Source organism: Rhodococcus sp. H36-A4 (genome assembly GCF_027158005.1).
In the GTDB taxonomy this organism is placed as follows: domain Bacteria; phylum Actinomycetota; class Actinomycetes; order Mycobacteriales; family Mycobacteriaceae; genus Rhodococcoides.
Genome location: NZ_JAPVLQ010000001.1, coordinates 470,761 through 485,671 on the forward strand (window position 1 = coordinate 470,761; position 14,911 = coordinate 485,671).

Genomic DNA, 14,911 nt, shown 5'->3' on the forward strand with positions numbered 1-14,911 from the left:
TTCATTCGCCTCGCCCTATGTCTACGAGTTGCGCCAGCGCGGCAACCGATTGACGGGTGAGAAGTTCGTTGACATCCACTGCGATGCCGGTTCTTCGGGTGAGCATCGACACCAGAGCCATGGCGGCCAAGGAGTCGCCGCCACTGTCGGCGAAGCCGTCATCCGCACCGATCTCCTCCAGCCCGAGCACTGCGCAGAATACCTCGGCCACCGTGCGCTGGCTGTCGGTATGCAAGCTCTCGCCGGCATGTCGAGCTGGAGGATCCGGGAGCGCGCCGCGATCGAGCTTTCCGTTGACGGTCAGCGGTATCGACTCGATGTTCACGATCTGCGCGGGTACCAGATGTGCGGGAACCCGGTCCCGAAGCATCTCCCGCAGATCCCGCTCCGACGGTGCGCCGTCGGTCACCACGTATCCGATCAACCGGCCGCTCGAACCGTGCTGCCGCACGGTCGCAGCGGCTCTCGCCACGCCGGGTAGGGCTTCGAGGGCAGACTCGACCTCTCCCAGTTCGATTCGGATTCCGCGGATTTTGACCTGCCGGTCGGCACGTCCGAGATACTCCAGCCTGCCGCCTTCGCTGTAGCGGACCAAATCTCCGGTGCGATACATCCGCTCACCCGACCCGTCCGGATCGGCCACGAACACCGCACTGCTCTGCCCTGCTCGGCCTCGGTATCCGCGCGCGATACCGTCCCCCGACATGTAGAGCTCCCCGACGGCACCCGGTGCAACTGGACGAAGACCCGAATCCAACACCCGCGCAACCGCATTGCGTACCGGGGTTCCGAGGCACGGCGTCTCGCTGTCGGCGACCGCCGAACCCATGGCGTTGATCGTGAACTCCGTCGGGCCGTACAGGTCGTAACCGTCGACATCACGCTGATCGCGCAGGCGCGTCCACAATTCCTGCGGGACTGCTTCGCCGCCGAGCATGACCAGCGTCGGTGCCCGCTCGCCGTCGAGCAGACCGGCGGCGATCAATTCCCTTGCATAGGAAGGTGTCACGTTCACCACGTCGATTCCCACGCTGCGGTAGTGCTCGACCAACGTGACGGGGTTGGCTCGCGCATCCTCGTCGATGACGTGGACATGGTGACCGGCGAGCATCCAGAACAGTTCTTCCCACGACATGTCGAAGGAAAACGACACCGTGTGTGCAATGCGTAGCTGCCTGCCCCCCACGATGTGTTCGGTGCGCGCGAAGATCTCGTCGCGATGATTGTGATACATCGAGGTCAGCCCGCGGTGACCGATCTCGACGCCCTTGGGTTTACCCGTCGAACCCGAGGTGTAGATGATGTAGGCGGACTGATCTCGATGACGTGGTCCATCGACCTGATCCGGTGACACCGGTTGCGCCGGAACATGTCCGGACAGGATGTCGCTCACTGCTGGATCGGCCAGATCCACGACCGCGATGTCCAGCCCCGCTACGACGACGGCGGCCGCAGTTGCGGACGAGGTGACGATGGTCGTGGCCCCGCTGTCGGAGAGGATCTCCCGCGACCGCGAAGCCGGATTCTGGCAATCGAGTGGGAGGTACGCTGCGCCCGCGCGCATCACGGCGAAGATTGCCACCACATGTTCGGTGGTACGTGGGAGCAACAAGGCGACCACGTCACCGACGCCGACACCCGTCGCGACGAGGTATCGCGCCATCGCGGTCACAGCGTCGTCGAACTCGCGGGCGCTCAGTGTCACGTTTCCGCACGTCAATGCGGGTGCATCGGGTGTCGCCGCAGCCCGCTCGGACAGCAACGCATCGATGCTGCCCTCGCGCTCCCCCGGACCTGGAACCGCAACGCGATCGGCGATCAACGGCGTCCGCTCCAGTTCATCGAACCGTCGGCCGGTGTCGGCGACGGTCCGCGAACCGATCAGCGCCGCCAGCATCTCGGTCATGATTTCCAGCAACGATTCGGCAGTGCGATCGTCGATGAGATCCGGGCGGCTTTCCATCGTCACCTCCATCGCGCCACTGCGACTTCGCGGATCGACGTCGACCGTCATCGCGTAGTGCGTGGCATCGTCGGCCTCGGCAGCAGTGATACCCGCACGTTCGAACACCTCGACGCGGGCAGCGTCGCCGCCGATGTTACGAAACACGAGCAGCGTGTCGAACAAGGTGGCGAACCCTGCCGCACGGCTGATCTCGCCCAACCCGAGATGCTGATGTTCGATCAGCCCGCCCTGCTCTGCGAGCATCTCCTTCAACAGTTCCGGCAGCAGCGCCGCAGGGCGCATTCGCACCCGGACGGGGACGGTGTTGAGCGTCGGACCCACCATGCGATCGATCGACGGCACTACCGGGTCCCGCCCGGACACGGTGGAGCCGAAGACCACATCGTCGCGTCCGGTGAAGCGTCGCAACGTGAGAGCCCACGCCAATGTCACCACGGTCGAGACGGTGACTCCGTGTGTTGCGGCAGCGGAGACGATTCCGGCACTCACGTCGGCATCGATCGCACGCGTGCGTCGATGCGGAAGCGCCATGCTCGCGCGATCTGGCGCTGGTGCCACCGACGTCGGCTCGGCGAGGTCGCCCAGGTATCGAGCCCACGCGTCGGTAGCACCGACGACGTCCCGCTCAGCCAGTCGCCGGAGGTGATCGGTGAAGTCCGCCGGCGGATCGAGCACCCGCGCCAACGCCGACACCATGTCCGACTCCTCCGAGTAAAGGCCGGCCGTCATGCGCGCCACCCCGTACAGCACGAACAGCTCGGTGAACATCACACCCTGCGACCACGCATCGGTCAACAGATGGTGCTGAGTGACGATGAGTTCCTCGGAACCGCTCGGCGTCACGGCAATCAGCATCCGGATCAACGGCGCACGATCGAGGTCGAAGGCTCGCCCGAATTCAGCCGCGGCGATTGTGTCGAGTGTGGTGTTGCCACTCTGCATGTCCGTGATCGATATCGTGCTGGGGCCGACGATCGCAACGGGCTCGGCAAAAGCGGTGTGTGTGAAGGCGCCGCCGAGGTTCGGATACCGGCGAAGCACTGCATTCGCTGCTGCACCGAGCGCACGTCGATCGATCGACGCAGCGAAGGTGAACCGGTGCTGCACATGATAATTGTCGGTCGAGGTTTTGCCGCCGGTCACCGACTGGAAGTACATGCCTCGCTGCAGCGGCGTCAGCGGGAGAACCTGCTGCCACCCGGGATACGACGCATTCAGCATTTCCCTGGCCTGCTCGTCCACCTCTACGAGCTCACCCGGGAACCCTTCTGCCTCGGGGACTGCCCCTGATTCCGTGCGGGACGCCCCGGCCGCAAGTTCGGTGAGACTGCTCGCGTCGAAGACGTCGGCGACGGCGATGTCGACCCCTCGCTTGGCAGCGGCTGCAACGAACCGCACGGCGGCGATGCTGTCACCGCCGAGTTCGAAGAAGCTCGATGCCGGATCGACCTCGATACCCAGAATCTCCCCGGCCGTTGCGAGCAGGTCGGCCGATACGGTGTTCTCCGACACTGCCTTTCCGGACACTGCCTTTCCGGACACTGTCTTTCCCGATACTGACGGGGGAGCTGCGATCTCGGGTTCGGGAAGCGCGGATCGGTCGAGCTTTCCGTTCAACGTTCGGGGAAGGCGGTCGATCACCGTGATCGTCTGCGGCACGAACTGATCGGGCAGCATGTCCGCGAGTTCCCCGCGCATCCGAGAGATGTCGCCGGCTGTGTCTTCGGGTGTCGTCCCCAACACGACATAACCGAAGAGGCGGGCAGTGCCGTCGGCGATCTCGACGACCTTGGCTGCCGCGTCATGAACGCCGGGCAGTGTCCGCAGCGCCGTCTCGACCTCACCGAGCTCGACTCGGAATCCGCGTACCTTGACCTGGTCATCGGTTCTTCGCAGGTACTCGGTGCGTCCTCCTCTGCGACGCACGAGATCGCCTGTCCGGTAGAGACGTTCGGTGGCTCGCTCCGGATCGGCGACGAATCGAGTTGCCGTGTGACCGGGCCGTCCGAGGTATCCCCTGGCCACCTGGGCTCCCCCCAGATACAACTCGCCGCTTGCGCCCTCGGGAACCGGCCGCAACATGTCGTCGAGAATGTGCGCTCGCACCCCGTCCCACGGGGACCCGATGCTGACGGGATTGCCACGTGTCATCTTGTCCGCAGTGGCCCATACGGTGACTTCGGTGGGCCCGTACACGTTCCACACCTCGGCGCAGGCGCCCGTCAGCGCATCGGCCAGCGCGGCCGGAACGGCCTCACCACCGATGAGTGCACGCAACCGAGCAAGACGTGCACCGGAATCGAGAAGCAACCGCCACAGCGACGGTGTCGCCTGCACCACGGTCACGCCGTAGTCCTCGATGATCGTCTCGAGCTTCGCCGGATCCACCACCGACGCCCGTGGAACGAGAACCACGGCCGCGCCGACCGTCAACGGACACAGCAATTCCAGCACTGCGATATCGAACGAGACAGTGGTCACGGCCGCGAGTCGGTCGGTGGGACGTACCCATCCCATGTCGGTCACCGCGTCGGCGAACACCGCCATGTTGGCGGTGGTGACCATGACGCCCTTGGGCTTTCCCGTCGTTCCCGAGGTGTGGATGATGTAGGCCAACTGATCGCTTGCCCCCGGGGGCGTAGGCAGTACGACATCTGCTGATGTATCAACCTTGCCCGCGTCGACCTGCGGTAGCGCCATCCACCGGATCGAGTCGGCCACGGCGGCAGTGGTGATGACACAGACCGGAGCTGCATCATCGATCATGTACTGCAACCGCTCCCGCGGATAGTCGATGTCCAGCGGGAGGTATGCCGCACCGCATCGCAGCACTGCGAGCAGTGCGATGGGCAGATTCCAGTCTCGTTCGACGGCGACACCGACGACGCAACCAGGACCCACCCCAGTCGCGATCAATTCTCGCGCAAGCGAATCGACCTGTGCGCCCACGTGGCGGTAATCGAACACACGCCCGCCTGCCATGATCGCCACGTCTTCGGGTCTCGTGTGAACTTGCTCCACGAACCGCTGAATGACCGAACGGGGAGCAGCACTCCGGCTCGGCTCGTCCGCAGGTGGAAGGTCTGTACCGATCTGGATGATCGACGTATCCGGGCGATGCACCACGACGTCGAGTACAGCGAAAATCTCGTCGAGTAGATACGCCGCGGTGGCCGCATCGAACAGATCGGCGTCGGCACCGAGTCGGATGTCGGTGTACGGTCCGCGTTCGCGCAACCACACCACGACGTCCATCCGGGCGGGTGGATCGATCGGGTCGACCGGTCTCGCTTCGACCTCGCCCAACCGAACCGGTTCGCCACCGATCTCGTGTCCGACGAAGGTCTGGAACAGCGGATGGCGTCCGTTCGCTCGTGCGGGCGCTACCGCATCGACTACGCGATCGAACGGAACCTGCTGGTAGGAAAGCGCATTCACCCCTACTGTGCGCACTCGGTCGAGGACCTGCGCGAGCGTGGGGTTGCCCGCCAGATCGATCCGATGAACGACGGTGTTGACCAGGTACCCGACCGTGTCCCGATACCTGCCGTCGTCGAACAGTTCTCGCTCCGACACCGTCGTGCCGAGCGCGATGTCCTCTCCTGCGCCGAACCGCTGCCACGCCAACGCCACTGCAGTTTCCATCAGCATCAGTGGACTGACTCCATAGCGGACGGCGGCAGCGCGGACGGCGGTAGCCATGGCGTCGGTCAGTTCTCGTGTCGAAAACACCGAGGTGTGTGTGGGATGTCGTGGGCGAGGCCGGTCCATCGGCAGTTCCAACTCGACCGGCAGCGAGGCGAGGTGCGATCTCCAGTACTGCAACGCCTCCTGCGCTTCGCTCGAATTGATCCGGGCGCGATCGGCTGTTGCGAACTCCGCAAACTCGAGAGCCTGCTCGGTCGGCGGCACAGCCGTGCCGTCCAGGTGACCGCGATAGGCCGTGGCCAGGGCGCCCAGTATCAGCGACACCGACGCGCCGTCGACGGCGATGTGGTGAATCACGATCACCAGTGCTGCCCAGTCCGGCCCGGTGAGATGAACCGTTCGTACCGGTGCGGCGTTCTCGATATCGAATGCTGCTGTGGTACTCGATAGTTCACCTCGGACGGCATCAGTGAGCGAGAGCGCACTCTCACGAGTCAGCACTGCGGGTATCGCGTCCTCGGCAAGGACCACTACCGAGGGCTCGCCGTTCTCGGCAGCTGGATAGCAGGTCCGCAGTATCGGGTAACGGATGATCACCTCGCGCCACGCGGCACCGAGGGCGTCGAGATCCACCGGACCCGACAGTTCCAGCACCACCGGCACATCGTGCGTGTGCGAGGAGGGCTCGAGGTGCTGCAGAATCCACAGTCGCTCCTGAGCGGACGAGAGCACCGGCACGCTGCTCGCTATCTCGTCGTTGCGTTGCCCAGCAGTCGGAACGAGGTCGACGGAGACCGTGCGCGAGAGCGACGCCAGCGCGCGCGGGGTGCGCGCACCGAAGATGTCGGCGACGGTCACCACGATTCCGCGCTTACGCAGGCCACTGACTGCACGCATCGCAGCCAGCGAATGGCCGCCGTGCTCGAAGAAGTCGTCCTCGGGCTGCAACGGGGCATCGAGTACCTCGGCCAACACCTCGGTGACGGTCCCCACCGCTGGCACGCTGAAGGCTGGAACACCGATAGCCGGAACACGCACGGTTGCAGGGGTATCGGCAGGCAAGGAGGTCAGCCTGTTCACGGACGAGGGCACGAGATCGGCGGCGGGAGAATCGAGACCGACCAGCATGGCCTCGATGACGTTCGGTAGCGCCGCCGCGACGGCCGAAGCAGTAGCCGAGTCGACGGCGGTCGGATCGTGATCGACCACGAGCCGGAAGCTCTCGCCCGGAGGTGCGAGCAGCGACAACGGGAATTGGGTCAGACTCAGATTGCCCACTGCGGTGATCCGCGTGGCGTCGGGATCGGTGTCGACCGTCTCGCCCCCGAAGAGCGCAGGGTAGTTCTCGAACACTACAAGTGTGTCGAAAAGAGCAGTGCCACTATGGACGTCACTGCAGGCGGCGATGTCCGGCGATGGCAAGTGCTCGGCATCACCGAGGTCGTATTGCTCGCTCTGACTTTCCCGGAGCACCTGCGCAAGCGGGCGATCGTCCAGACGCATACGGACCGGAACCGTCGTACTGAACAGTCCGACCATCTCTTCCACCCGCGCCAGGTCGGCGGGCCGTCCGGACACCGTGGTGCCGAAAACGACGTCCGCGCGGCCGACGAGCGAGCACAGCACTGCGCTCCAGGCACCCTGAACGAACGTGTTGACCGTCAACCCGTTCTCGCGGGCCGCGACTGCAAGGCGGTCCCCCAGCGATCGAGACAGTGTCACTTCGGTGGTTACGGCGTGTTCGCCGGTGCTCTCTCCTCTCGCCACCAACGTCGGTTCCGACAGCCCGGACAGTCTGAGCTCCCAAGCGGCACGCATTGCACTGCGGTCGCGCCGAGAGAGCCACCTGATGAACTCGGCGTAATCCGCAGCCGGAGGAAGCGACCGATTTCCATGGTTGTAGTGATGCACCAACTCGCGCAGGACGATCGGAGTAGACCACCCATCCGTGACCAGGTGGTGTGCATTGAGGATCAGTTGTGTCCGCTCCCCCGGCAATGCCAGTACGTGCGCAGCCAGTAGCGGTCCGGTGCGCACGTCGAAGACGCGACCGGCAGCCTGTTGCTGTGCCGACGATGCGGCCGCCGCCGCGGTCTCCGACGGCAGCAACCGCAGATCGCTACTTCGCCAGGCGATGTCGATCGTGCGCGGCACGGCCTGCACCGGAGTGTCCAGGGTGTCGAAATGGAAGCCCGCTGCAAGATTCGAGTGACGGGCCACGACGCTCGCGAACGCCCTGCGCAGTCTCTCGACGTCGAGGTCGCCTGCGAGATCGACCACCGCAGTGAGTGTGTAGACGTCGTGATCGGCATAGCGTGCGGAATGAGCGAGCAACCCCTCTTGCAACGGGGAGAGCGCCATCACCCGCTCCAGCGGACCGGTCAGCAGTTCGAGCTGTCGAATCTGTCCCTGGGTGATCACGACGTCGGGGCAGTCGACTGCGCTGAGTCCGCCCGGCGACAATGCTGCATGCGCGGCAAGAGCGGCGAGTGCACCGTCGAAGCATTCTTGTAGCGAGGTCACACTTGCGGTGTCGAGCACTTCGCTCGCAGCGGTCCACTCGAACTCGAGAAGCATCCCCGCTGGGCTTTCGCAAAGGAAAGCGTTGAGCGCCAATGCCTCCGAGAGCACCCGGAGCGGTGGTTCGACGACCCCGAATGAATCCGAGGACACGCTCCGCCACCCCTGGCCCACCATCGACGTCGACTTGCCGAGGTAATTCAGCACGATCTGCGGCGACGGTAGGGCCGAGAGCGCCTTACCCGCGTCGTCGAGGAATCGTAAGACCCCGTAACCGAGGCCGTTGTCCCGGCCGACCTGTCGTCGCGCTTTGATCTCGTGGAGGAGGTCGGCCACGACGCCGCTTCCTGCCAGCGCCCCGCGCAGCATCTTCTCGTCCGCGAGGAGCGATACCGGCACCGATACCGGGTATTCGGTGGTGAACCATCCCACGGTCGAACCCGGGCCGACCGAGGTGCGTTCGTCCGCATCGCGGCCGTGGCCCTCCATCATGACGGGGAAGTCCATCAGTGCGCGGCCGCAGTGGGCGCGCACCGCGATCGTCAATGCAACGAGCAGCATCTCGTCGGGGCGCATCCGGTACTTGCTGCACAGGTCGTCGAGGACGGCGCCGGTGATGGCCGAAGTTGCCGAAGTCCGCGTGATCGACGCACTCGCGTGAGTGTCGATGCCGCCGCGAAGCGCCCCACCGGCAAACGGCTCGTTGCCGCTACCCAGCACGGTGTGCCAATGATCGAGCTCGTCGAGGTACCGGTGCACGGTGCCGCGAGCGGCCAGATCCAGTGCGCGGTGCCGCCACGAAGTGCCAGTGCGGGGAGCCAGGCCATGTCCGCGGCACGCCGAGACGAAGTCGGTCAGTAGGACAGGCCACGAGACCGCGTCCACGGCGAAGTGGTGCACGACGGTCAGTACCACATCCGGTCCATCGGAGACTCGAATCACGGCCGACTGCATCAGGTTTCCACGATCGAGCGATAGCGAATCCGCCGCGATACGGGCGTAGTTCGCGAGTGCGCCCTCGACCTCGCGAACAGTGAGGGGACCGTACTCGGCCACCTCGACCTCTGCGCCCGATACGGTCTCGACAATTTCCACGCCCGCCGGATCCCGAACGATCATTCTCAGGGCAGGATGGTGATCGAGCACAGCCAGCACTGCCTCGCGCAGGGTAGCGAGATCGAGAGCGTCGTCCACCTCGACGGCGGTCCATTGGGCGTACGCCGCAACTGTGTCGATCGGGTTGTGGTCGAGAACGTTGCGCATGATCGGCGACGTCGGGGCCGGTCCGAACTCGATGTCGTCGACCGAGGCTTCGATATCGGTGGCCAGGGTCCTGCTCGTCTCGGCGAGAGTCACCAGATCACGGCCGGACAGCATCTCCTTGGGCGTGAGCAGCACTCCGTGACTACGCAGGCGAGAGCTGATGCTGATCGCAGCGATGCTGTCGCCCCCGAGTGTGAACAGGTCGGCATCGAGAGCGACCTCGTCCAGATCGAGGACCTCGGCGATCACCGAGCACAACGCATACTCGGCGGCGGTGCTCGGAGTTCGCGAGGTCGGTGTACCGATCCGCTGTGGATCGGGAAGCTTCGCCCGATCGACCTTGCCGTTGACCGTCACCGGCAGTCGGTCGAGGATTGTCACCACCGACGGCACCATGTGTTCCGGAATTCGGGTGAGTAGATCGCGTCGAACCTGGTCGCCGCCCAAATCGGTAGCTTCGCTGTCGGCAACGACGTAGCCGAGCAATTTTGCTGCCGAACCGGTTCCGGTGACGACGGCGACCGCGGAGCCGACGCCCACGGTGTGTGCCAATGCCGCTTCGACCTCACCGAGTTCGACGCGATGTCCACGAATCTTGACCTGATCGTCGGCTCTACCGAAGTATTCGTATCCGCTCTCGGCGTGCCATCGAGCGAGGTCACCGGTGCGGTACATGCGGTCACCGGTGCTACCGAACGGGTTTGCCACGAAGCGGTCCGCGGTGGCCTCGGGTTGATCGAGATACCCGCGCGCGAGTTGTGGTCCTGCGAGATAGAGCTCACCCGTCTCACCCTCCAGAACGGGCCGGAGCGCAGTGTCCAGCAGGTATGCCGCGGTCCCTTCCAGAGGCCGACCGATACGCACTGTCGGCCCGTCGACCTGGGCACCGATCGCATCGACGGTGGCTTCTGTCGGTCCGTACATGTTGTAGACCCGCGCCGCGCTCGTCACGAGCCGCCCGGCAAGACTCGACGGCAGGGCCTCACCGCCGACAACTATCGTGCCGAGGGGTGCGAGTCCTGCGTCGACGAGGAACGCTGCCATCGACGGCGTCGTGTCGATCACATCGATACGGTCTGCCGAGAACCGTTCGACCTGTTGCTCCGCATCGCGCTGTACGTCACTGTCGTACAAGTGGATTCGGTGCCCGTCCAGAATCCACAGCAGCGGATCCAACGAGGCATCGAAGGCGAACGAGGTGGTGTGCGCGACGCGAAGGCGTCGACCTCCGGCGCGAAGAGTCGCATCGGCGTACAGCGTGTAACGGTGGCGCTGCACCAGGTTTCTCAGTCCGCCCGTGCGGACCATGACGCCCTTCGGCGTTCCGGTCGAACCCGAGGTGAACAACACGTAGGCCAAGTCTTCGGGGTGTCGTGCACTCGCGAGCTCGTGCGACGCCAAGCGGTCACCACGCAGGGACGCCAGCTCACGCTCTGTTCGATCGAGGCCCAAGTACACTGTTTCGCAATCGATCTCGAATATCGGTGCGTCCACTTCGCAGATCGACAGGGACGGCTTCGAGCGCGCGGCGAGGTCGTTCAATCGCTCGGCGGGATATGCGGGGTCGAGAACGACGTATCCCGCGCCCGCCTCCCAGACGGCGAACATCGCCGCCACCAGATCCGAGGATCGAGCAAGCGCGAGCGCGACAACGTCGCCGGTGCCTACGCCGCGGTCCCGGATCAGACGCGCGATCCGGTAGACGCGATCCGCGAGTTCGGCGGCGGTGGTGACTTTATCGGATTCCGCCAGCACCACGGTGTCCGGCCGGGTGGCAACCATTGCCGCGAACATATCGGGTATGAACCCCTGATCGGACTGTGTGGACACCGAGCCGGACTGTGTGGCTAGCGGGGCAGAGGTCCATGCCGGATCGACTCCCCCGCAGCGTAAGTCCACCTGGCCGAGCTGGGGGCTCGCGGGCGAGCACAGCGCCGACAGCAGGGCGGACAACCCGTCGACTCGAGCTCGCACGCACGCCTCGGGGACCTCACCGGCGTCAACTTCGAATCCCAGCAACATTCGCCCACCCTCGATCGGGGTAGCGGTGAGACCGAACTCCTCGGGCGGCCCACCCGCGACATTGCGCAGGGTCCCGACGGCACCGCCGAAGTTCAGCTCGAAGTCGAAAGCCTTGAGATTGATTCCGACGCCGTGCAGAATCGCGCCCGCGTCGGGAGCGGCGAGGTCTCGAACGAGATCCTCCCCGCGGTATCGCTGGTGCTCGCGTAGTTCCCGTAGGGCGGTCGCCACCGACGTCGCCAACGCGGAGATGTCGCTGACGAGATCGACCGACACCCGCAGTGGAAGAACGTTTACGGCCATCGAGGGCGTGGTCAGCGAGGCCCGAGTGGTACGCACCATCATCGGAAATGCGACCACGACATCCGACGTGCCGAGCAGACGGGCCACGAAACCGGTGTAGGCGCCGATCAGCACGTCCGCCCACGTGCAGCCACAGTCGTCGGCGATCGCCTTGATTCGGTCCATAGCGTCGCTGCCGACGATGGTCGTGGCCGAATGGGTCCGCCCGCTCGGGCCGTCATCGGAGCCGGTGCGTCGGAGATCTTCTGGAAGTGGCTCGAGTCGGCGTGACCAGTACAGCCGATCGGTCTCGAAATCCGAGGATCGACGATAGCGCCCGTCCTCGTCCACCACTTCACCGAAAGATCCGAACGCATTGGGGCGCAATGCCGTACCCGCAACCGAAGCGGTGTAACGCGCAGCCAATCGACGCGAAATCATGGCCGCTGAGTAGCCGTCGACGATCAGGTGGTGGTAGAGCTGAACACACCACACCTCGGTAACCGACAGGCGCAGCAGGGTGTAGGCGAAGAGTCCACGATCGACCATGCTGCGACACTCCGCGGCTGCTTGCGCCCTGCATTGCAGGACGCGCTCTGCGGCACTCGCTCGCGGGTCCGCTTCCTCGGTCAGGTCGATGATCGGCACCGACACCGCACCTGCATCGACAATCCACTGCCGAGGTCCGTCCTCGGTCTCGACGAAACGTAGTCGCATCGTTTCCGCGTCGTGGACTGTCGCCTCGATGGCCTCGACGAGAGCGACAACATCGATCGCAATCTCGTTCGCTGTTCCGTCTATCTCGAGGACCTCACCGACGAGGTAGTACGGCGACTCCGGTTCGAGGCGTTGGGCATTCCAGATTCCCACTTGAGCGCCGGTCAACGGTAGCAACGTAGCTGCGGTCATCTTCACTGTCTTTTCTTGTCGATTTTGCCGACAGAGGTCTTCGGAAGTTCGGTCACGAACTCGAAGCGATCCGGCACGGTGTACGCCGCCACCTTGCGCTCGGTGCGGAGAAACTTCCGGAGGAGACTTGCGGTCGGCGAGTCCGATTCGGGATTCCGGCGGATGACGTAGGCACAGATCTTCTCTCCCAGAACATCATCGGGGAACCCCATCACCGAGACGTCGTGAATTTCTTCATGGGCCAGCAGGTGGTTCTCCACCATCGCCGGAGCGACTTTCTCGCCGCCACGGTTGATCTGATCCTTGGTTCGCCCGACCACTCGCAGGTATCCCCGACTGTCACGGGTCACGATGTCGCCGGTGCGGTAGAAGCCGTCAGCGGTGAACGAGGTGCTGTTGTGTTCGGGCGCCCTGTAGTAGCCCCGAATCGTGTAGGGCCCACGCGTGTACAGGTTGCCCGGTTCACCGTCGCTTACAGCGCGACCCTCGTCGTCGACGACGAGAACTTCGTCATCGGGCGAAATAGGTCGACCGACCGTGGTGCACACTGTCTCCTCGTCGTCGCCCGGTCGGGTGTAGTTGACCAGTCCTTCGGCCATACCGAAAACCTGCGTCAACGCGCAGCCGAGTTCGGGGGTGACTCTGCGTGCGACCTCGGCCGACAGTGTGGCGCCGCCGACCCAGAGGCCGATCAAGGATGAAATATCGCTACCACCGAGCAAAGACGAGTTCAGCCAGGCGACGAGCAGCGGTGGCACGAGGGCCACGTGTGTCACCGAATGACGTTCTACGAGAGCGAAGCAGGTGTCCGGGCTGGGGTCGGGTGCCATGACCACACATCCGCCGACCGCCAGGACTCCCAGAAGACCGGGCGAGCTCATCGTGAAATTGTGTGAGATAGGCAGCGCCGCCAGCATCACCGAGGATTGCCCGAGATGACAGATTCGGGCACTCTCGCGAACGGAGTACAGGTAGTCCTCGTGTGTGCGGGAAATGAGTTTGGGGGTTCCGGTCGTACCACCGGACAGCTGGAGAAACGCGACATCGGAGGCGAGGGAACGATTCTGCCGTGGAAGCGGTGTGCCGCCTGCCCACTCGGCGTCACCGTGGGAAACCACCACGGTGATCAGATCGGGGAAGGCCGCACCGATCTCCGCCGCGATGGCACCGAAGTCGGTCATGCCGAAACGATCGACGCAGACGTACCCTGCCGCGGTCGTCGCAGCACAGAACTGAGCGATGTCACCAGCACGGTGGGCGGCCAGCGCGAACACCGGTAGCGCGCCGAGTTCGAAGAGCGCGAAGACCACCTCGACGTACTCCGTCGTATTCGGCATGTGCACGATCACCCGGTCGCCGCGACGGATCCCACGTGCATCGAATTCGGCCGCGACCACGGCCACGCGGTTCGCTAATTCCGTGTAGGTCAGGCTGCGCGAATCGTCGACCACCGCAACGCGAGTGGGATGAGCGGCGGCACTGAGCGCCAACAGATCCGAGTGAGTCCGATCGATCCAGTAACCCTTGCTGCGGTACTCGGCAGCGAGATCGTCCGGATAGCCGACGACGCCGTCGAGCAGCAGCGGCTCGACGGTCAACTTCTCGCCCCAGCCCCGGCCGCCGACGCAGCGGGCGCGCGGCGTAGTGATTCGGTGACCGTGTCGGTGGTGACGACCACGCCGCATCGTTTGGCCGCGTAGGTCGCTGCCATGAGGTGCTCGTCGCGGGAGAAGTCCGCGGTCGCGTCGAGGACAAGGAACGGGCACACATCGGACATGAAGGCCTCGGCCGCGCTGAGCATGCACCCCATGTGTGCATAGACGCCGGTGATGATGAGTTGATCTCGCCCATGATGACCGAGCAGTTCACGCAGATCGGTTCGCTGAAACGCCGAGTACCGCCACTTGGTGACCTCGATGTCACCGCGCTGGGGTCGCAGTGCCTCGATGACCTCGGTGTCGCGACCCGACCCGAGACCCGGGCCCCAGAAGTCCGCCAGAATTCCCCGACGAGAGGGGTGTTGGTCACCTGGTTGCATGGTGAACACCACGGGGATATCGAGCTCCGTGGCCAGCGTCCGGATCGCGGCGATGTTCTCGGTCACCGAGGTGATCAATTCGGGGGCGTCGCGGTACGCATCGATGAAGTAGTTCTGCATGTCGTGGACGAGGAGTGCTGCCCTGCTCGGGTCGAGTTCCCAGTCGACCGCGTTTGCTGGGATCTCCTCGCGGGTGGGCATCGTGTAGCTCGCAATTCGCGGTATCGCCATATTTTCGTTCCTCTCGCTTGGTGTGGTTTCTC

The 14,911-nt window shown here is 64.6% G+C and carries 3 protein-coding genes; all 3 read right to left on the minus strand.

All coding sequences use genetic code 11. From position 1 onward, the window contains the following. Position 1 precedes the first annotated feature (1 nt). From O1W68_RS02215 to O1W68_RS02225, 3 genes are read right to left on the minus strand one after another with little or no spacing between them, the layout of a single operon-like run. Positions 2 to 12,610: a non-ribosomal peptide synthetase gene (locus O1W68_RS02215; protein ID WP_269301251.1), complete on the minus strand. Its 12,609-nt coding sequence runs from the start codon at positions 12,608 to 12,610 to the stop codon at positions 2 to 4. 2 nt (positions 12,611 to 12,612) lie between these two features. Then, entirely contained in the window at positions 12,613 to 14,208 is a 1,596-nt protein-coding gene (locus O1W68_RS02220; protein ID WP_269301252.1) for a (2,3-dihydroxybenzoyl)adenylate synthase, read from the minus strand. Further along, positions 14,205 to 14,879, minus strand: coding sequence for an isochorismatase family protein (locus O1W68_RS02225; protein WP_269301253.1), 675 nt, complete (start codon positions 14,877 to 14,879; stop codon positions 14,205 to 14,207). Before O1W68_RS02225 ends, O1W68_RS02220 begins: the two co-directional genes overlap by 4 nt. Positions 14,880 to 14,911: the final 32 nt, after the last annotated feature.

Bases quoted from the DNA above. Each gene is read 5' to 3' on its own strand.
- O1W68_RS02215 (WP_269301251.1), bottom strand. From the start codon at position 12,610: ATGACCGCAGCTACGTTGCTACCGTTGACCGGCGCTCAAGTGGGAATC.
- O1W68_RS02225 (WP_269301253.1), bottom strand. From the start codon at position 14,879: ATGGCGATACCGCGAATTGCGAGCTACACGATGCCCACCCGCGAGGAG.